18 protein-coding genes are annotated in these 18,020 nt (G+C 61.2%); 9 read left to right on the top strand and 9 right to left on the bottom strand.

The features are described 5' to 3' along the window. Positions 1-14 precede the first annotated feature (14 nt). The 6 genes from GTP69_RS28235 to GTP69_RS28260 all read left to right on the top strand — a co-directional run bounded on the left by GTP69_RS28235 (position 15) and on the right by GTP69_RS28260 (position 7,172). Positions 15-743 carry a DsbC family protein gene (locus GTP69_RS28235; protein WP_161058001.1) on the top strand — a complete coding sequence of 243 codons (729 nt, stop codon included), beginning with the start codon at positions 15-17 and terminating at the stop codon, positions 741-743. A gap of 28 nt (positions 744-771) precedes the next feature. Beyond that, positions 772-1,230 carry a (2Fe-2S)-binding protein gene (locus tag GTP69_RS28240; protein WP_161058002.1) on the top strand — a complete coding sequence of 153 codons (459 nt, stop codon included), beginning with the start codon at positions 772-774 and terminating at the stop codon, positions 1,228-1,230. Positions 1,231-1,240: 10 nt separating this feature from the next. After that, positions 1,241-3,463, top strand: a complete 2,223-nt coding sequence (locus GTP69_RS28245) for a xanthine dehydrogenase family protein molybdopterin-binding subunit (RefSeq protein ID WP_161058003.1) — start codon at positions 1,241-1,243, stop codon at positions 3,461-3,463. A gap of 5 nt (positions 3,464-3,468) precedes the next feature. Then, positions 3,469-4,035 (top strand): nucleotidyltransferase family protein, encoded by a 567-nt coding sequence (locus tag GTP69_RS28250; RefSeq protein ID WP_161058004.1) that lies wholly within the window; start codon positions 3,469-3,471, stop codon positions 4,033-4,035. Further along, the gene (locus tag GTP69_RS28255; RefSeq protein WP_161058005.1) at positions 4,035-5,855 is read left to right on the top strand and encodes a M61 family metallopeptidase; all 1,821 of its coding nucleotides are present in this window, start codon (positions 4,035-4,037) and stop codon (positions 5,853-5,855) included. The genes GTP69_RS28250 and GTP69_RS28255 overlap by 1 nt, the downstream gene beginning before the upstream one ends. Positions 5,856-5,999: 144 nt before the next feature. Next, positions 6,000-7,172, top strand: coding sequence for a GGDEF domain-containing protein (locus GTP69_RS28260; protein WP_229261189.1), 1,173 nt, complete (start codon positions 6,000-6,002; stop codon positions 7,170-7,172). Here the strand turns inward: GTP69_RS28260 and trpC are convergent. The 7 genes from trpC to rpe all read right to left on the bottom strand — a co-directional run bounded on the left by trpC (position 7,169) and on the right by rpe (position 13,301). Next, on the bottom strand, positions 7,169-7,975 hold the full coding sequence (gene trpC / locus GTP69_RS28265) for an indole-3-glycerol phosphate synthase TrpC (protein ID WP_161058006.1): 807 nt from the start codon (positions 7,973-7,975) through the stop codon (positions 7,169-7,171). The genes GTP69_RS28260 and trpC overlap by 4 nt on opposite strands. A gap of 68 nt (positions 7,976-8,043) precedes the next feature. After that, positions 8,044-8,616, bottom strand: a complete 573-nt coding sequence (locus GTP69_RS28270) for a LysE family translocator (protein WP_308494475.1) — start codon at positions 8,614-8,616, stop codon at positions 8,044-8,046. A gap of 2 nt (positions 8,617-8,618) precedes the next feature. After that, positions 8,619-9,656 (bottom strand): anthranilate phosphoribosyltransferase, encoded by a 1,038-nt coding sequence (trpD, locus tag GTP69_RS28275; protein ID WP_161058007.1) that lies wholly within the window; start codon positions 9,654-9,656, stop codon positions 8,619-8,621. A gap of 17 nt (positions 9,657-9,673) precedes the next feature. Next, the gene (locus tag GTP69_RS28280) at positions 9,674-10,237 is read right to left on the bottom strand and encodes an anthranilate synthase component II (RefSeq protein ID WP_110846629.1); all 564 of its coding nucleotides are present in this window, start codon (positions 10,235-10,237) and stop codon (positions 9,674-9,676) included. A 1-nt stretch (position 10,238) separates the two neighbouring features. Next, positions 10,239-11,735 (bottom strand): anthranilate synthase component I, encoded by a 1,497-nt coding sequence (gene trpE, locus GTP69_RS28285; RefSeq protein WP_161058008.1) that lies wholly within the window; start codon positions 11,733-11,735, stop codon positions 10,239-10,241. A 214-nt stretch (positions 11,736-11,949) separates the two neighbouring features. Then, positions 11,950-12,633, bottom strand: coding sequence for a phosphoglycolate phosphatase (locus GTP69_RS28290; RefSeq protein ID WP_161058009.1), 684 nt, complete (start codon positions 12,631-12,633; stop codon positions 11,950-11,952). 2 nt (positions 12,634-12,635) lie between these two features. Continuing rightward, positions 12,636-13,301: a ribulose-phosphate 3-epimerase gene (rpe, locus tag GTP69_RS28295; protein ID WP_161046591.1), complete on the bottom strand. Its 666-nt coding sequence runs from the start codon at positions 13,299-13,301 to the stop codon at positions 12,636-12,638. A 158-nt stretch (positions 13,302-13,459) separates the two neighbouring features. Here rpe and apaG point away from each other — a divergent pair, with 158 nt between their 5' ends. Both apaG and mltA read left to right on the top strand, forming a co-directional pair. Then, the gene (gene apaG / locus GTP69_RS28300) at positions 13,460-13,834 is read left to right on the top strand and encodes a Co2+/Mg2+ efflux facilitator ApaG/CorD (protein ID WP_161046592.1); all 375 of its coding nucleotides are present in this window, start codon (positions 13,460-13,462) and stop codon (positions 13,832-13,834) included. 100 nt (positions 13,835-13,934) lie between these two features. Then, complete coding sequence (gene mltA, locus GTP69_RS28305) at positions 13,935-15,164, top strand: murein transglycosylase A (protein ID WP_161058010.1); 1,230 nt, start codon at positions 13,935-13,937, stop codon at positions 15,162-15,164. On the opposite strand, the gene GTP69_RS28310 is transcribed toward mltA, so the two are convergent. After that, on the bottom strand, positions 15,161-15,598 hold the full coding sequence (locus GTP69_RS28310) for a universal stress protein (protein WP_161058011.1): 438 nt from the start codon (positions 15,596-15,598) through the stop codon (positions 15,161-15,163). The two genes, mltA and GTP69_RS28310, sit on opposite strands and share 4 nt — an antisense overlap. Before the next feature lie 33 nt (positions 15,599-15,631). Continuing rightward, the gene (locus tag GTP69_RS28315) at positions 15,632-16,855 is read right to left on the bottom strand and encodes an MFS transporter (RefSeq protein ID WP_161058012.1); all 1,224 of its coding nucleotides are present in this window, start codon (positions 16,853-16,855) and stop codon (positions 15,632-15,634) included. Positions 16,856-16,981: 126 nt separating this feature from the next. Here GTP69_RS28315 and GTP69_RS28320 point away from each other — a divergent pair, with 126 nt between their 5' ends. Further along, complete coding sequence (locus GTP69_RS28320) at positions 16,982-17,758, top strand: enoyl-CoA hydratase (protein WP_161058013.1); 777 nt, start codon at positions 16,982-16,984, stop codon at positions 17,756-17,758. The last annotated feature ends 262 nt before the right edge of the window (positions 17,759-18,020 follow it).

Consider the following 18,020-nt stretch of genomic DNA (forward strand, 5'->3'; position numbering starts at 1 on the left):
TTACCGGAGAAGTTATGAGAAAGAGTAAGTCCGTTTTGCTGTCGTTGTCGGTGTTGATGGCATCCTGCGTTGGCGCGCAAACCCCGCCGAGCACCGAAGCGATCAAGAAGCTGATCGAACCGCGCCTGGGCGTCAACGTCAAAGTCGATTCGGTCACCGAGACGCCGTACAGCGGCCTGTATGAAATCCGCATCGGCAGTGACATTCTGTACACCGACAAGACGGCCACGTATCTGATCAATGGTCATATTTTCAACTTGTCCACCGGCGCCGATCTGACGCGCGAGCGCATCGACGATATCACCAAGATCAAGTTCTCCGACCTGCCGCTGGATAAAGCCATCAAGACCGTCAAGGGCGATGGCTCGCGCGTGATCGCGGTGTTCGAAGATCCTAACTGCGGCTACTGCAAGCGTCTGCGCCAGACCACGCTGAAGGAAACCGACAACGTCACCATCTACACCTTCATGTACAACATCCTGTCGGATGATTCTTTCGTCAAGTCGAAGAACATCTGGTGCTCGCCGGACCGCAGCAAGGCTTGGGACGACTGGATGGTGAGCGGCAAAGCCGCAGCAGTGGCCGACGCCAAGTGCGAAGCGCCGAACGACGAGGTGGTGGAGCTGGGTCACAAACTGGGCATCCAGGGCACGCCGGCGATCTTCTTCGCCGATGGTTCGCGCATCCCTGGCGCGATCGACGCTAAAGCGCTGGAAGAAAAATTCAGCAAAGTTAAGCAGTAACCGTAGTAGTCCAACCAGGGAGATTCACATGATCACTTTGAACATCAACGGCAAGGATGTGCAGGTGGACGCAGATCCATCGACGCCCATCCTGTGGGCCTTGCGCGATAACCTCAACATGACCGGCACCAAGTTCGGTTGCGGCATGGCGCTGTGCGGCGCCTGCACCGTGCACCTGGGCGGCCAGGCGATCCGCTCGTGCGTGACGCCGATTTCGGCGGCCGAGGGCCAGAAAATCACCACCATCGAGGCGATGGAGTCCGACAAGGTCGGCAAGGCGGTGCAGGAGGCGTGGGTCAAGATCGACGTGCCGCAATGCGGCTACTGTCAGAGTGGTCAGATCATGAGCGCGACCGCGCTGCTGCGCACCAACAAGAATCCGTCGGACGCCGAGATCGACAACGCCATGGCCGGCAATATCTGCCGATGTGGCACCTATCAGCGCATCCGCGTTGCCATCAAAGACGCTGCCAAAGCGATTGCCTGAGGAGACCAGCATGCGTATCGAATGGCTTAATCAAGGAACGATGGTAAGCGGTTCCGCAACGGCGGCCGGCGTGTCGCGCCGCGGCTTCATGAAAGCCGGCGCAGTCGCCGGCGGCGGTTTGGTGCTGGGCTTCTTCATGCCCGGCGCGGGCCGCTGGGCCAATGCGCAGCAGGCGCCGGCCAAGGTCTACGAACCGAACGCCTTCCTGCACATCGCGCCGGATAACACGGTGACGGTGCAGGTCAACCGCCTGGAGTTCGGCCAGGGCGTGCAAACGTCGCTGCCGATGCTGATCGCGGAAGAACTGGACGCCGACTGGTCGCAAGTGCGCGGCGCGCTGGCGCCGGCCGGCGATCAATATAAAGATCCTGCGTTCGGCATCCAGATCACCGGCGGCTCGGGCAGTATCGCCCACTCGTACACGCAGTACCGCGAAATCGGCGCCAAGGCGCGCCAGATGCTGATCGCGGCGGCGGCCGAGCAGTGGAAGGTGCCGGCGGCGCAGATCAAGACCGTCAAGGGCACGCTGATCGGCCCTGCCGGTCAGAAGGCCACTTACGGTTCGCTGGCCGATGCGGCCATGAAGCAGCCGGTGCCCGCCACCGTGACGCTGAAAGATCCGAAGGACTTTACGCTGATCGGCAAGCCGACCAAGCGTCTGGACGCGCGCGCCAAGTCTACCGGCAAGCAGCAGTTCGGTATGGACTTCAAGGCGCCGGACAGCAAGGTCGCTGTCGTTGCGCGGCCGCCGGTATTCGGCGCCAAGGTCGCCAAGTTCGACGCCAGCAAAGCTAAAGCCATCAAGGGCGTGATCGATGTGCTGGAAGTGAAGACCGATCGTGGCGGCAGCGGCGTGGTGGTGATTGCCGACGGCTACTGGCCGGCCAAGAGCGCGCGCGATGCGCTGGTGATCGACTGGGATACCAGCGGCGTCGATAAAGTCAGCAGCGAGAAGCAGGTGGCTGAGTACAAGGCGCTGGCGCAGAAAGCCGGCACGCCGGTGCGCACCGCCGACACCTCCAAGCTGGCTGGCGCAGCGAAGAAAATCTCCGCTGTCTACGAGTTCCCGTACCTGGCGCACGCGCCGATGGAGCCGCTGAACTGCGTGGTCGATCTGCGCAAGGACGGCTGCACGGTGTGGGCCGGTTCGCAGTTCCAGACCGTCGACCAGGGCGCGATTGCCGCCACCGCCGGCCTGAAACCGGAGCAGGTGGTGCTGAACACGATGATGGCCGGCGGTGGCTTCGGCCGCCGCGCGGTGCCGACTTCGGATTATCTGGTGGAAGCGGTCAACATCGCCAAGGTATGGCAGGCCGCAGGCCACAAGGAGCCGATCAAGGTAATCTGGAGCCGCGAGGACGACATCAAGGGCGGCTACTACCGTCCGTCGCACGTGCACCGCGCCGACATCGGCATCGATGCCAAGGGCGAGATCGTGGCATGGGATCACGTCATCGTCGGCCAGTCGATCACCAGCGGCACGCCGTTTGAGCCGATGATGGTCAAGAACGGCGTCGACTCGACCATGGTTGAAGGCATGGGCGAACCTTACGAAGTGCCGCTGAACCTGAGCGCGCACACCGTCAAGGCTAATGTGCCTGTACTGTGGTGGCGTTCGGTCGGCTCGACCCATACCGCGTTTGTGATGGAAACCTTGATCGACGAAGCCGCGCACGCGGCCAAGATGGATCCGGTGGCGTATCGCAAAAAGCTGGTGGGCGAGAAGGGCAAGCGCCATATCGCCGCGCTGGATCTGGCAGTGGCCAAATCCGGCTACGGCAAGAAGGTTTTGCCGAAGGGCCAGGCCTACGGCGTGGCGGTGCACGAATCGTTCAACACCGTGATCGCCTATGTGGTGGTGGCGTCCGTGAAAAACGGCACGCCGAAGCTGCACAAGGTGACGGCGGGCGTCCACTGCAACACGGCGGTCAATCCACTGACCATCGAAGCGCAGATCCAGGGCGCGGCGCTGATGGGCCTCGGCATGACCTTGTCGGGCGCCGCCATCACGCTGAAGGACGGCGTGGTCGAGCAGCAGAACTTCAGCGACTACACCGTGGCGCGCATGACGGACATGCCGGTGATCGATGTGCACATCGTGCCATCGAACGATCCGCCAACCGGCATGGGTGAACCAGGCCTGCCGCCGCTGGCGCCGGCCTTCGCCAACGCTTTGTTCAAATTGACCGGCAAGCGCCTGCGCAAACTGCCGTTCGATCTGGCGAGCGCCTGAGCCGGATGGCGTTAGTCGGCATTCTGCTGGCAGCCGGACGCGGTCGACGCTTCGACCCGTCCGGCGTAGAAAACAAACTGCTGCAAACGCTGGCCGACGGTGAATTTGTCGTCGCCGCCAGCGCCAGAAATATGCTGGCCGCGCTCCCGCGCGTGCTGGCAGTGGTGCGCGAGGGCGACGACAAGGTCGCCGCGCTGCTGGGCCGTCTCGGTTGCGAGGTGCGCGTGTGCGCCGACGCCGACCTGGGCATGGCCGAATCCCTGATTACCGCAATCGAATTTACCAAGGGCGCCGAAGGGTGGCTCATCGGCCTGGGCGACATGCCCTTCGTAAGGCCAGACACCATGCGCGCATTGGCCGCTACAATAGAACGTGGCGCGCGCATTGCGGCGCCGGTGTATGAAGGGCGGCGCGGTAATCCGGTCGCCTTCAGTTCCTATCATTTGCCGTTGCTGCTGGCGCTGGAAGGCGACCAGGGGGCGCGCGCGATTTTAAAGAGCCATGCAGTGAGCGAAGTGGTGGTCGATGACGAAGGCGTGGTGCGCGACATCGACACAAAACAGGATTTATGATGAAAAAACCGAGCAAAACCCTCCCGGCTATCGCCTATACCATCGTTGGCCATGATCTGGCGGCGCATTTATTCCACGTCGCGGTGACGGTGGCCGCGCCGGCCGAAGGCGGCCAGATTTTCGCGCTGCCGGCGTGGATACCGGGCAGCTATATGATTCGCGAGTTTTCGCGCAATATCGTCCGCATCCGCGCCGAATCGAAGGGCGAGCCGGTCGAGTTGACCAAGCTGGATAAGCATTCGTGGCAGGCCGCGCCGCTGGCCGACCGCAGCGCCGCGCTGACCGTGCACTACGAAGTCTACGCCTGGGACTTGTCGGTGCGCGCCGCGCATCTGGACCAGAACCATGGCTTCTTCAACGGCACCAGCACCTTCCTGCGCGTGCTGGGCCAGGAAGAGCTGCCGCACGTGGTGGACATCCAGCGTCCGGCCGACGAAGCCGCCGCCGTCTGGCGCGTGGCCACCTCGCTGCCGGAGCTGAAAGCGAAACGTTATGGTTATGGCACGTATATCGCATCCAGCTACGATGAGCTGATCGACCATCCGGTGGAGCAGGGCGACTTTGCGCTGGCCACCTTCAAGGCGCATGGCATCCCGCACGACATTGTCATCACGGGCCGCGTGCCGAACCTGGACCTGGCGCGCCTGAGCGCCGACCTGAAAAAAATCTGCGAAACGCAGATCGCCTTCTTCGAGCCAAAAACCAAAAAAGCGCCGATGGACCGCTACGTCTTCATGACCATGGCGGTGGGCGACGGTTACGGCGGCCTGGAACATCGCGCCTCGACCGCGCTGATCTGCAACCGGGGCGACCTGCCGACCACGGCGGCCAAGGGCAAGGACATCAGCGACGGCTACCTGCAATACCTCGGCCTGTGCAGCCACGAGTACTTCCACACCTGGAACGTCAAGCGCATCAAGCCGGCCGCGTTTGCGCCGTACAACCTGCAAGTCGAGAACTATTCGCCGCTGCTGTGGCTGTTTGAGGGCTTTACCAGTTATTACGACGATTTGATGCTGGTGCGCGCCGGTATTATCGGCGAGCAGGCGTATTTCAAATTGCTGGGTAAAACCGCGGGCAGCGTATTGCGCGGCGCCGGACGCACCAAACAAAGCGTGGCTGATTCCAGTTTCGACGCCTGGGGTAAATATTATCGCCAGGATGAAAATGCGCCGAATGCTATCGTCAGTTATTACACCAAGGGTTCGCTGATTGGTTTGGCGTTGGATCTGAGTATTCGGGCTAAAACCGGTGGTGAGAAATCGCTGGATGATGTAATGCGCGCTTTGTGGCAACGTTATGGCCGCGACTTTTATACTGGTGGCGGCCGTGGCGTCACGCCGGCGGAAGCGGAAGCCTTATTCGATGAAATCAGCGGTGGCCGCTTCAAGCCATTCTTCGATAAATATATTCGCGGTACGGAAGATTTGCCGCTGGCTAAATTGCTGGCGCCATTCGGCGTTAAATATAACGATGAGCGCAAATCGTCCAAGCCGAGTTTTGACGCCAATCTGGGCAAGGACGGCAATGATTGCAAACTGTCCGCCGTCCATGAGAATGGCGCTGCCCAGCAGGCTGGATTGTCGGCCGGCGATATTCTGATTGCCGTCGATGGCTTGCGCGTTACCGCGACTAATCTGGATGCGCTGCTTTCCCGTTATGCAGTCGGTGAAACGGTGGAGGTCTACGCCTTCCGCCGCGATGAATTAATGCGCTTCGATTTGACGCTGCAAGGCGACCGCGTGCCAGGCATTACCCTGACCCTGGAAGCGGCCGGTAAAAAATCGGCCGGCCCGTTACGCCCGAGCGCTAGCCGCTAAAATAACGCTGAAAAAGGCCGCATCCACCGATGCGGCCTTTTTTTCGCTCATTCCATGCCAGTTTTTGGCATGTACTAGCCAAGTTCCGGCGTAACTGGGGCGAAATTTCCATCCACGCGGCTTTGTGGTTTAGAATCGCCGCACATGAATTTGCCCGACCCCAACACCATACTGCTGATGGCAACGCTCATGGCTGCCGCCATGAGCGTCGTGCTGTACTCATCGCATTTGAACTTCCCCAGGGAAATCCACGGCTTGCGCGAATGGGCGCAGGCGTTGGTATTGCTGGTGGGCGGCGTGGTGCTATTTGCCGTGCACGGTCAGTCCAATATTCTGCTGCTCTTCTCCAATATTGTAATGACCTGGGGATTGGGATTAATGATGATCGGCACCGAAAGGTTTTATGAGGTGCGGCCATCCTGGTGGTTATTCCATTTAAGCTGGATATCAGTCGTGGTGGTGATATGGTATTGGCTATGGATTACACCTAGCTTTAGCATGCGTGTCGCTATTTGTTCGATCACAGTATTCATACTGCATGCACGCGCCATTTACGTCATATTGAAACGCGGCGATTACCATTTCTCCATGTGGTTTTTCGTTACGCTGATGACGATAGAATCTATTATGGTCGGCCTGCGCGGTGTGTTGGCCGTAACCAGCAATAGCGATGTTAATCTGCTCGGCGCTGGTACCTTTGCCAGCCTGTATCTGGCCACTGCGCATTTCATGACGCTGATGATGACGGTAGGTTTTATGACCGTATGCACCCGTCGCCTGCAAATTACGCTGGAGCGCCGCTCGACGCTGGATCCATTAACCCAGACATTAAATCGTCGTGGCTTTGCCGATATTTACGCCAAAGAACATGCCTTGATGCGCCGGGAAAGCACATTCCTGACGATACTGAATATCGATATCGATTACTTTAAACGGATTAACGATAACCACGGCCACGCCGTGGGCGACCGGGTGCTGGTCGATGTAGCGCAAATGATTGCCAAAGCCTTGCGCGCGTCCGACCACGTGGCGCGTTTCGGCGGCGAGGAATTCGTCGTGCTGCTGCCGGCCACCGGGCTGGATCGGGCGCTGCATATCACCGAACGCATCCAGTCGGCGCTGTGCACCGCCCGTCCCGGCGTGCCGCCATACACCGTCAGCATCGGCGTGGCGTGCCAAACCAGCGCGGACGAAAGCCTGGACAATCTGCTGATCCGCGCCGACAAGGCGTTGTATTGCGCTAAGGAAAGAGGCCGCAACCGTTACGAGGTCGCGGCAGAAGTGGTGCAGCCGCTGCGGGCTGCAGCCAGGGCTTAGTTCATTTCGAACAGGCGCGCCAGCTCGGCACCCGGGTCTTGCGCGCGCATGAAAGCTTCGCCGACCAGGAAGGCGTGCACATTGGCGGCGCGCATGCGCTGCACGTCGGCCGGCGCCAGAATGCCGGATTCGGTGATCACCAGTTTTTCCGGCGGCATGCGGTCCAGCAGGCCGAGGGTGTTCTCCAGCGACACCTCGAAGGTGCGCAGATTGCGGTTGTTGACGCCCACCAGCGCGGTTTTCAGCTTCAGCGCGGCGGTCAGTTCGTCGCCGTCATGGGTTTCCACCAGCACGTCCATGCCCAGTTCGTGGGCCACGGCTTCCATTTCCGCCATCAGGCCGTGATCCAGCGCAGAGACGATCAACAGGATCGCATCGGCGCCCATCGCCCGTGCTTCGTAGATCTGGTAGACGTCGACCATGAAGTCCTTGCGCAGCACCGGCAGCGAACAGGCGGCGCGCGCCTGCTGAAGGTAAGCCACGGAGCCCTGGAAGAACTGCTCGTCGGTCAGCACCGACAGCGCGGCGGAGCCATTGGCTTCGTAGCTGGCGGCGATGTCCGCCGGACGGAAGTCGGCGCGCAGCACGCCTTTCGACGGTGAGGCCTTTTTGATTTCGGTGATGACGCCGGCGTGGCCGGCGGCGATCTTGGCGCGCAGGCTGGTTTCAAAGCCGCGCAGGCCGGCGCGCAGTTCGGCGTTGGATTCCACCTCGTCGCGCAGGCTGGCGAAGCTGCGGTATTTTTTGGCGGCTGCCACTTCGTCGGCTTTCACCGCCAGGATTTTGTTCAGAATATCAGACATTAATGTTGCTCCGAGAGTGCAAGGCGCACGCCGAGGGCCAGGAACAGGCCACCCATGGTGCGGTTCAGTCACAGCGACACCAGCGGCTTGATGTTCAAGCGCGTGCTGGCAAAGGCGGTGAATAAGGCCAAGCCGTGGCAATACAGCATGCCATTAAAATTAAAAATCGCGCCGAGGATGATGAAGGCCAGCGGCTTGTTGCTGGAATCGGCCGCGATAAATTGTGGCACGAACGCCAGGAAGAACAGCGCCACTTTGGGATTCAGCACATTGGTCAGAAAACCTTGCAGAAAGATCTTGCGCCACGCCAGCGGCTGCACCGCTGGCGCCTCTGCTTGCGGTTCCTCGCCGCGCAGCCTGGCGCGCAGCATGCCGATGCCCATGTAGACGATGTACGCCGCGCCGATCCACTTCACCACCGTGAAAGCGGCGGCGGAGGTGGACAGCAATGCCGACAAGCCCAGCGCCGCAGCCAGGATATGCACCATGGTGCCGGTGCAGATGCCCAGCGTGGCGGCCGATCCGGCGCGCCAGCCTTGCGTCGCGCTGCGCGTCATGATCAGCAGCGAATCGGGACCGGGCATGAGGTTCAGCAGCAGGCCCGAGATGATAAACAGCGTCAGGTCATGGATGCCGAACATGCTCAGTTATCCTTGCCGAGCGTTTGCGTGACGGTGACGAATTGATCGATCTTGCGCAGCGCCGCGCCGGAGGTAATCGCAAAGCGCGCGCGCTTCAGGCCATCCTCGATCGAGCTGGCCACACCGGCCGCGTATAGCGCGGTGCCGGCGTTGAGCGACACGATATCGTAGGCCGGACCGGCTTCGCCGCGCAGCGCTTCCATCATGCGCTGTTTGGATTCCGCCGCATCGGCCACCTTCAGGTTACGGCTGGCGATCATCTGCATGCCGAAGTCCTCCGGGTGAATCTCGTACTCGCGGATCTCGCCGTTCACCAGTTCACCGACCAGGGTGGAGGCGCCCAGCGACACTTCGTCCATATTGTCCTGGCCATACACCACGATGGCATGCTGCGCGCCGAGGCGTTGCAGCACGCGCACCTGGATACCCACCAGGTCAGCGTGGAATACGCCCATCAGGATATTCGGTGCGCCGGCCGGATTGGTCAGCGGTCCCAGAATATTAAAGATCGAGCGCACGCCCAGTTCCTTGCGCACCGGCGCCACATGCTTCATGGCCGCATGGTGGTTAGGCGCGAACATGAAACCGATGCCGGTCTGCGCGATCGATTGCGCAATCTGCTCCGGCTTCAAATTGATGTTGGCGCCCAGCGATTCGATCACGTCGGCGCTGCCCGACGATGACGACACACTGCGGCCGCCATGCTTGGCCACGCGCGCGCCGGCCGCCGCCGCGACGAACATCGCGGTGGTGGAGATATTGAAGGTGTGCGCGCCGTCGCCGCCGGTGCCGACGATGTCCAGCAGGCCGGTGGTGTCGGCCATCGGTACCTTGGTGGAGAACTCGCGCATCACTTGCGCGGCGGCGGCGATTTCGCCGATGGTTTCTTTTTTCACGCGCAGGCCCATGGTCAGGGCCGCGATCATGGTCGGCGACATTTCGCCGGACATAATCTGGCGGAACAGGTGCAGCATCTCGTCGTGGAAAATCTCGCGGTGTTCGATGCAGCGCACCAGCGCTTCTTGGTGGGTGATAGGCATGGCTTTTCCTTCTTTAATCAGCGGACGAGGAAGTTCTTCAACAGTTGGTGGCCGTGTTCCGACAGGATCGACTCGGGGTGGAACTGCACGCCCTCGATGTCGTATTCCTTGTGTCGCACGCCCATGATTTCACCGTCGTCGGTCCATGCCGTCACTTCCAGGCAGGACGGCAGCGAGCTGCGCTCGATGGCCAACGAGTGATACCGGATCACTGTGAAGGGAGAAGGGAGGTCTTTGAAGACGCCCACACCCGTATGCGCGATTAAAGAAGTTTTGCCATGCATGACCTGCTTGGCGCGGATTACCTTGCCGCCGAACGCTTCGCCGATGGCCTGGTGGCCAAGGCACACGCCCAGGATCGGCTTCTTGCCGGCGAAGTGCTTCAGCACCTCGATCGAGATACCTGCCTGCGACGGGTCTTTCGGACCCGGCGAAATGCAGATGTGGTCCGGATTCAGCGCCTCGATCTCCGCAATCGTGATTTCATCATTGCGGTAGACGCGCACGTCTTCACCCAGTTCGCCGAAATACTGCACGATGTTGTAGGTGAAGGAGTCGTAATTGTCGATCATCAGCAGCATGTTAGAACTCCCCATCCAGACCATCTTGCACTTGCTCGGCGGCGCGCAGCACAGCACGCGCCTTGTGTTCAGTTTCCTGCCATTCCATTTCGGCGATCGAGTCGGCGACGATGCCGGCGGCGGCCTGCACGTACAGGTTGCCGTCCTTGATCACGCCGGTGCGGATCGCGATCGCCACGTCCATTTCGCCGCCGAACGACAGGTAGCCGCAGGCGCCGCCATAGATGCCGCGCTTGGAGATTTCCAGTTCGTCGATGACTTCCATCGCCCGCACTTTCGGCGCGCCGGTCAGCGTGCCGGCCGGGAAGGTGGCGCGCAGCACGTCCAGGTTGGACAGGCCGTCTTTCAGCTTGCCCTCGACGTTGGAGACGATGTGCTGCACATGCGAGTATTTTTCGATGATCAGGCGGTCGGTGACCTTGACGCTGCCGATTTCCGAGATGCGGCCCAGGTCATTGCGCGCCAGGTCGATCAGCATCACGTGTTCGGCGATTTCCTTTTGGTCCGCCAGCAGTTCCCTGGCCAGTTCCGCATCGCGTTCCGGCGTGGCGCCGCGCGGGCGGGTGCCGGCGATAGGACGCAGCGTGACTTTTTTCTCGCCGTCCGGCGCGGTCTCGTTGCGCACCAAAATCTCCGGCGAGGCGCCGACGATCTGCATGTCGCCGAAATTGTAGAAATACATATACGGCGACGGGTTCAGCGAACGCAGCGCGCGGTACAGGCTCAGTGGCGAATCGACATACGGCTTGCGAATGCGCTGGCCGATCTGCACTTGCATCAAGTCGCCGGCCAGCACGTATTCGTGGGCCTTGGCGACGGCTTTCAGATAATCTTCTTTGGCGAATTCGCGCACGGCTTCGGTGCGCACCGAGGCGCTGGTCACCGGCGCTTCGACGCCACGGCGCAGCATGATGCGCAGGTCTTTCAGGCGCTGCTTCGCTTTCGAATACGACTCCGGCTGCGTGGTGTCGGCGTAGACGATCAGATACAGCTTGCCGCTCAGGTTATCGATGACGGCCAGTTCCTCGGTCACCATCAGCTGGATGTCGGGCAGGCCCAGATCATCTTTCTGCGCGCCGTTGGCCAGGGTTTTCTCGATGTGGCGCACGGTGTCGTAGCCGAAGTAGCCGGCCAGGCCGCCGCAGAAGCGCGGCATGCCGGGACGGATCGCCACTTTAAAGCGCTTCTGGTAGGTCTCGATGAAGTCCAGCGGATTGCCGTCGTGGGTCTCGATCACCGTGCCGTTCTTGACGATCTCGGTGCGGTTGCCGAAGGTGCGCAGCAGCGTGGTGGCCGGCAGGCCGATGAAGGAGTAGCGGCCGAAACGCTCGCCGCCTACCACCGACTCCAGCAGGAAGGTGTTCTTGCCGGCGTTCTGGGTCTGCGCCAGTTTGAGGTACAGCGTGAGCGGGGTTTCGAGGTCGGCGAAGGCTTCCGCGATCAACGGGATGCGGTTATAGCCGTCGGTGGCCAACGATTTGAATTCGAGTTCGGTCATATCTTCTCTCCATGCCGCCGGAATAAGGAGGTGTGCCAGCGGTGGTGTGTTCAAAAAACCTGTCGCGCATGGGAATGCGGACGAGAGCAATCAATTCGGCTTAGTTTTGCCAGGATTGCCAGCGTCGCCAAAGCCAGGCCTCAATCGAGCCTGTTTGGTTGACGGTGTGTTTTTTGGTGAGAGACATTTCGGTCAGGTTTGGTTCAGCTAACGGTTAATTATGCGAACGGATCAGGCTTGCCGCTTCTAGCAGCGTATTAACTATACCATCGGAATCGATGTCGTGTATAGACTCTCCGTGGTTATAACCATATGGCACGGTCAGCACCGGGCAGCCGGCGGCGCGCGCGGCCTGGGCGTCGTTGGAGGAGTCGCCGATGGCCACCACCTGCGACGGCGGCAGGTCGAAGTCGGCGCACACGGTTTGCAGCGGCAGCGGGTCCGGCTTCTTGCGCGGCAGCGAGTCACCGCCGTAGACCACCTCGAAAAAGCCGTTCAGGCCTTTCTGCTTCAGCAGCGGCGTGGTGAAGGCGATTGGCTTGTTGGTCACGCAGGCCAGGCGCAAGCCTTGCGCCTGCATCGCGGTCAGGCCGGCGATCACGTCCGGATACAGCACGCTGTGGTTGCCGTTGATGCTCAGGTAGTGGCGCTGGTAGGCATCCATCGCTTGCGCAAACACTGCCTCGATGCGGTCCGCGTCCCAATCCAGCGCCAGGACGGAGCGGATCAGGTTTTCCGAGCCTTTGCCGACCATCAGCGCGATTTGCTGCTGCGTGATCGGACCCAGGCCCAGTTCCGCGCGCATGCCGTTGATCGCGACATGGAAGTCGGGGATCGTGTCCAGCATGGTGCCGTCGAGGTCAATGATTGCGGCGCGCACGCCTGCCAGTACGCTCATTCTTATGCCTTGGCCAGGTTGGCGCGCATGGCGTCGATCACGGCCTTGTAGTCCGGCTGGCCGAAGATGGCGGAACCGGCCACGAAGGTGTCGGCGCCGGCGGCAGCGGCAGCGGCGATGTTGTCGATCTTGATGCCGCCGTCCACTTCCAGCAGGATGTCGCGGCCGGAGTCGTCGATCAGGCGGCGCGCTTCAGCGATTTTCTTCAGCGCGTGCGGAATGAAGGACTGGCCGCCGAAGCCCGGGTTGACCGACATGATCAGGATCATGTCGATCTTGTCCATCACGTGTTCGAGGTAGCTCAGCGGCGTGGCCGGGTTGAACACCAGGCCGGCCTTGCAGCCGTGGTCGCGGATCAGTTGCAGCGAGCGGTCGATGTGGTCCGACGCTTCCGGGTGGAAGGTGATGATGTTGGCGCCGGCCTTGGCGAAGTCGGGGATGATGCGGTCGACCGGCTTGACCATCAGGTGCACATCGATCGGCACCTCCACGTGCGGACGGATCGCCTGGCACACTAGCGGGCCGATGGTCAGGTTGGGAACATAATGGTTGTCCATCACGTCAAAGTGGATCATGTCGGCGCCGGCCGATACGACGTTGCGTACTTCTTCACCCAGGCGGGCGAAGTCGGCGGACAGGATGCTGGGAGCGATGCGGAAAGTGGTCATGGCTTTGGGCTGGCATTGAAAAAGATGCGTTATTTTACGCTGGTCCACGCCATTGCGCCTGTTTTCAGGTGCGCCGTCCTTGCATACAGGGCGGATTTGCGGTGCAATGGATGCTTGATGATATATGATCGCCAAGCTTGCTTTTTAGAGGAATGTTGATGCCCACTTATGAATTTACCGTGTCGGTCAGAACCCAGTACCTGCCGGACCAGTCGGACCCGGAACGCACTAATTTTGTGTTTACGTACTCGATTACGATCAAAAACACCGGCACGGTGGCGGCGCAGCTGATCTCGCGCCACTGGGTGATCACGGACGCCAACAACCATGTGGAAGAAGTGCGCGGACTGGGCGTGGTCGGCCATCAACCGCTGCTGCAGCCGGGCGAGGTGTTCGAATACACCAGCGGCGCCGCGCTGCAAACCACGCAGGGTTCGATGGTCGGCGAATATTTCTGCGTGGCCGAGGATGGTCACCAGTTCGAAGTCAAAATCCCGGAATTCGTGCTGTCGCTGCCGCGCACGCTGCATTGATCAGATTATTTCTTGCCCTTCATGGTCCACCAGACGATGAACACCAGCAGGAAAAACGCCACGCCCGCTTCCACCATTAATACCCACATAGTTATCCTTTATGTTATCTCCACGTCGTAGTCTACCTGTTTCGCTGAGCGTCGTCGCGCTTGCGCTGGCCGCTTGTACTTCCACGCCGCTGCCGCCTGAAAAGCCGGCCGAACCGGTGCCGCCGGTGTTTGTGCCGGTGCCGCCGGTCGCGCCCGTGCCGCCAACCCCAACGCCGCCGGCCCAGCCGCCCAAGCCGGGCGCGCTGCAAATGGTGCCGGCCACCTTCGCGCAGCTGCCGGGCTGGGAGCGCGATGATTTGCGCGCCGCCTGGCCGGCTTTCACCTCCTCATGCTCGGTGCTGATCAAGCAGGCGCTGTGGAAGGAGCCGTGCACCGTGGCCCGCACCGTCAACGGCAACGATGACAAAGCCATCCGCACCTTCTTCGAAGCCTTCCTGGAGCCGAACCAGGTGATCGCCCCCGACGGCGCCACCGACGGCCTGATCACCGGCTACTACGAGCCGCTGCTGCACGGCGCCCGCAAGAAGGGCGGCCCGTACCAGACGCCGTTGTACAAGGTGCCGGACGATATGCTGACCATCGACCTGGCCAGCGTCTATCCGGAGCTGAAGGGCATGCGCCTGCGCGGCAAGCTGGTGGGCAAGAAGGTGGTGCCGTATTCCACCCGCGCCGATATCGAATCGGCCAATTTCAGCGCCAAGGAGCTGCTGTGGGTGGATGACCCGGTGGAATCGTTCTTCCTGCAGGTGCAGGGTTCGGGCCGCGTGCAACTGAGCGACACCGGCGAAACCGTGCGCGTGGCGTATGCCGACCAGAACGGCCAGCCGTATAAATCGATCGGCAAGTATCTGGTAGAGAGGGGCGAGCTGACGCTGGAACAGGCTTCGGCGCAAGGCATCAAGGCATGGATCGCCGGCCATCCAACCCGCATGCAGGAGCTGTTCAACGTCAATCCGAGCTATGTGTTCTTTAAAGAGGAGCGCTTGCCGGACCCGAAAGTGGGGCCGAAAGGTTCGCTGGGCGTGGCGTTGACGCCGCAACGTTCGGTGGCCATCGACGCCACCCAGCTGCCGCAGGGCGCGCCGGTGTTCCTGTCCACCACCCAGCCGAACAGCGATATTCCGCTGCAGCGGCTGGTGATGGCGCAGGATACGGGCGGCGCGATCCGTGGCGCGATCCGGGTCGACTACTTCTTTGGCTTCGGCGCCGAGGCGGCCGAGAACGCGGGCCGCATGAAGCAGCGCGGCGCGATCTGGGTGCTGCTGCCGAAGAAGTTTTAACGCAATACCAGAACGGGCAGCGTGGTGTGCGACAGCACGCTCTGGGTTTCGCTGCCCATCAACAGCTTGCTCAGGCCCGAGCGGCCGTGCGACGCCATCATGATCAGGTCGCAGCCGTGCTTCTCGGCGGCTGCCACAATCTCTTCATAGGGATTGGGCGACATCGCAATAATCCCCTCAAATGGAATCCCTGCCGCATTGGCGGCCGCCGCCACCCGCTCGATATGGGCGCGGGCGGCGTCCTGCATCTGGGTTTCGTACTGGCCGGCGTCGATCACGGCGCCACTGTCGCCCAGCGATGGCAGCAGCAGCGGCTGGATCACCGTCAGCGCCGTGATGCGCGACTGGTGCAGGCGGGCGAATTCCACCGCAATCGCGGTGGCTTTGTCGGACAGCTCGGAGCCGTCCGTCGGCAGCAGTATGGATTTGAACATGGCTAACTCCTGTCATTGAACACTGGAGCCAGCCTACTGGCTAGTCAGCTTTTCTGGCGCACGGATGGCCACAGCCAGGACGATCATCAGCACGACGGCGCCGGCCGCCACGCAGGCCAGGCCGGTGCGGATGCTGAAATGTTCGCCGAGGTAGCCGCCGGCCAGCGCGCCGAGCGGCGCAATCGCCCCGGTCAGGAAGCGCATGGTCGACATCATGCGACCCAGGTAGGCGTCCGGCGTGACCTTCTGGCGCAGCGTGGTGTAGGGCAGCAGGAACAGCATCACGCCGCAATCGAGGAAGTAGGACACGATGGCGCAAGCCGACGCGCTGCCCACGGGAGAACCGAACAGATTGGGTGGTATCAACGGCATGACGATATACGCCACGGTGCACAGTCCCATGCCGACCAGCATCGCGCCGGTCGGGCCATAACGATTGCTGAGCGGCTTGAGCAGCAGCGAACTGGTCAGCACGCCGAAGCCGCCGGCCATCTGCACCGCGCCCAGCATGCCGGCGCTCATGCCCAGTTCGCGCGTGGAAAAAATCACACTCAGCGCCACAAAGCCATAAAACAGCATATGCCAGCAGCCCGAGGCCCAGGCCAGCGCGCGCAGCAGCGGCTGGCGCCAGATGAACAGGATGCCGTCGTGGATGTCGCGCAGCGGATGCTTGTTGGACGGCGGCGGCTTGGGATCGTTGGCCTTCAGCTTGCGCAACAGCCCGATCGAGACCAGGAAGCCGATGGCGTTCAGCAGCACCGCGTAGGGCGCGGTCAGCCACTGGATCAGCAGGCCGGCAAAGCCGGGCGCCACCAGGCGGGCGATGGAGTCGGTGGCGGTGAACTTGGATTGGGCGTCGGTTAGCTTGTCGCGGCCGATCATATTGGTCAGGAACACCTGTTCGGCGCCACCGCCCACCACCGCGCAGGCGCCGGAGATGAACGACACCGCATACATCCACTCCACCGTCAGCAGGCCCAGCCACCATGCCAGCGGGATGCTGGCCAGGGACGTGGCCTGGATCGCCTTGCTGGCCAGCAGGATCGGCAGCTTGCGGTTGCGGTCGAGGAAAACGCCGGCGGGCAGGGCCAGCAGCGCAAACGGCAGCGCCGCCGCCGCGCCCATCATGCCCATCTGCGCCGGCGAGGCTTTTAATAGCAGCACCGCACACAGGGGCAGCGCCAGTCCGCTGATATAGCTGCCGAAGCCATTCAGGATGGCGCTCGACCAGTAACGGCGGAAATCGCCGTTGCGCATCAATTCGTCGTTGCGGAGGGCGTTAAGAATGGGAGGCTCTTTAGTGCGGGTTGCCAAATTTCAATCATACCAGCGCCGGAGATAGGCGCTACAATCGGCCGGTAAATTTTCCACCTGGAGGAACGTATGCCATATGAAGACCTGATCGTTGAAGTGCACGACAAAGTAGCCCTGATCCGTCTGAATCGTCCGAAGGCGCTGAATGCGCTCAACGACAATATGATGAACGAGCTGGGCGACGCCTTATATAAGTTCGATGCCGACCCGGTCATCGGTTGCATCGTGCTGACCGGCAGCGAGAAAGCGTTTGCCGCCGGCGCCGACATCGCGGCCATGGTGGACTACACCTACCCGGATACCCATCGCGACAACTATATAGGCCGCAACTGGGAGCACATCCTGCGCATTCGCAAGCCGGTGGTGGGCGCCGTAGCCGGCTACGCGCTGGGCGGCGGCTGCGAGCTGGCCATGATGTGCGACTTCCTGATCGCTGCGGACAACGCCAAGTTTGGCCAGCCGGAAATCAAGGTTGGCGTCACGCCGGGCGCCGGCGGCACCCAGCGCCTGCCGCGTGCCATCGGCAAGGCCAAGGCCATGGACCTGCTGCTGACCGCCCGTACCATTGATGCCGCCGAAGCCGAGCGCATCGGCCTGGTGTCGCGCGTAGTGCCGGCCGATAAGCTGCTGGAAGAAGTGCTGACCGCAGCCAAGCAGATCGCCGCCATGCCGACTTCGGTGGCCATGCAGATCAAGGATGCGGTCAACCGCGCCTTTGAAACCACGCTGTCGCAAGGCGTGGCATATGAGCGCCAGTTGTTCCAGTCCGGCTTCGGCACGCCTGCGCAAAAAGAGGGCATGAAAGCTTTTCTCGAAAAGCGCTTGCCAAACTTCGAGGGGCTTTGATATAGTTCGGTCCCTCGCGAAACGAAGCATGCAAATGCTGAATGAAGCGAGAAAAAAGAAGGTTGACGAAATGCTGCAAACGCTTCATACTCTTCCTTCTTCGCTGACAGACAAAACGATTTGTCAGCATGCAGTACAGAATGATCTTTAAAAATTTACAGTCGATAAATGTGGGCGTTTGATGCTGCAACAAAAAGCATTAAATGCTCAACAAAGAAATATTCAGTAGAAATACTGTCAGTATTTTTGAGAAGAGCGAACC

This window comes from Duganella levis (assembly GCF_009857605.1).
GTDB lineage: Bacteria > Pseudomonadota > Gammaproteobacteria > Burkholderiales > Burkholderiaceae_D > Rugamonas > Rugamonas levis.

Bases quoted from the DNA above. Each gene is read 5' to 3' on its own strand.
- GTP69_RS28245 (WP_161058003.1), top strand. From the start codon at position 1,241: ATGCGTATCGAATGGCTTAATCAAGGAACGATGGTAAGCGGTTCCGCA.
- rpe (WP_161046591.1), bottom strand. From the start codon at position 13,301: ATGACCACTTTCCGCATCGCTCCCAGCATCCTGTCCGCCGACTTCGCC.
- GTP69_RS28260 (WP_229261189.1), top strand. From the start codon at position 6,000: ATGAATTTGCCCGACCCCAACACCATACTGCTGATGGCAACGCTCATG.
- trpE (WP_161058008.1), bottom strand. From the start codon at position 11,735: ATGACCGAACTCGAATTCAAATCGTTGGCCACCGACGGCTATAACCGC.
- GTP69_RS28255 (WP_161058005.1), top strand. From the start codon at position 4,035: ATGAAAAAACCGAGCAAAACCCTCCCGGCTATCGCCTATACCATCGTT.
- GTP69_RS28235 (WP_161058001.1), top strand. From the start codon at position 15: ATGAGAAAGAGTAAGTCCGTTTTGCTGTCGTTGTCGGTGTTGATGGCA.
- GTP69_RS28240 (WP_161058002.1), top strand. From the start codon at position 772: ATGATCACTTTGAACATCAACGGCAAGGATGTGCAGGTGGACGCAGAT.
- GTP69_RS28310 (WP_161058011.1), bottom strand. From the start codon at position 15,598: ATGTTCAAATCCATACTGCTGCCGACGGACGGCTCCGAGCTGTCCGAC.
- GTP69_RS28315 (WP_161058012.1), bottom strand. From the start codon at position 16,855: ATGCGCAACGGCGATTTCCGCCGTTACTGGTCGAGCGCCATCCTGAAT.
- GTP69_RS28270 (WP_308494475.1), bottom strand. From the start codon at position 8,616: ATGTTCGGCATCCATGACCTGACGCTGTTTATCATCTCGGGCCTGCTG.
- GTP69_RS28320 (WP_161058013.1), top strand. From the start codon at position 16,982: ATGCCATATGAAGACCTGATCGTTGAAGTGCACGACAAAGTAGCCCTG.
- mltA (WP_161058010.1), top strand. From the start codon at position 13,935: ATGTTATCTCCACGTCGTAGTCTACCTGTTTCGCTGAGCGTCGTCGCG.
- GTP69_RS28290 (WP_161058009.1), bottom strand. From the start codon at position 12,633: ATGAGCGTACTGGCAGGCGTGCGCGCCGCAATCATTGACCTCGACGGC.
- trpC (WP_161058006.1), bottom strand. From the start codon at position 7,975: ATGTCTGATATTCTGAACAAAATCCTGGCGGTGAAAGCCGACGAAGTG.
- apaG (WP_161046592.1), top strand. From the start codon at position 13,460: ATGCCCACTTATGAATTTACCGTGTCGGTCAGAACCCAGTACCTGCCG.
- trpD (WP_161058007.1), bottom strand. From the start codon at position 9,656: ATGCCTATCACCCACCAAGAAGCGCTGGTGCGCTGCATCGAACACCGC.
- GTP69_RS28280 (WP_110846629.1), bottom strand. From the start codon at position 10,237: ATGCTGCTGATGATCGACAATTACGACTCCTTCACCTACAACATCGTG.
- GTP69_RS28250 (WP_161058004.1), top strand. From the start codon at position 3,469: ATGGCGTTAGTCGGCATTCTGCTGGCAGCCGGACGCGGTCGACGCTTC.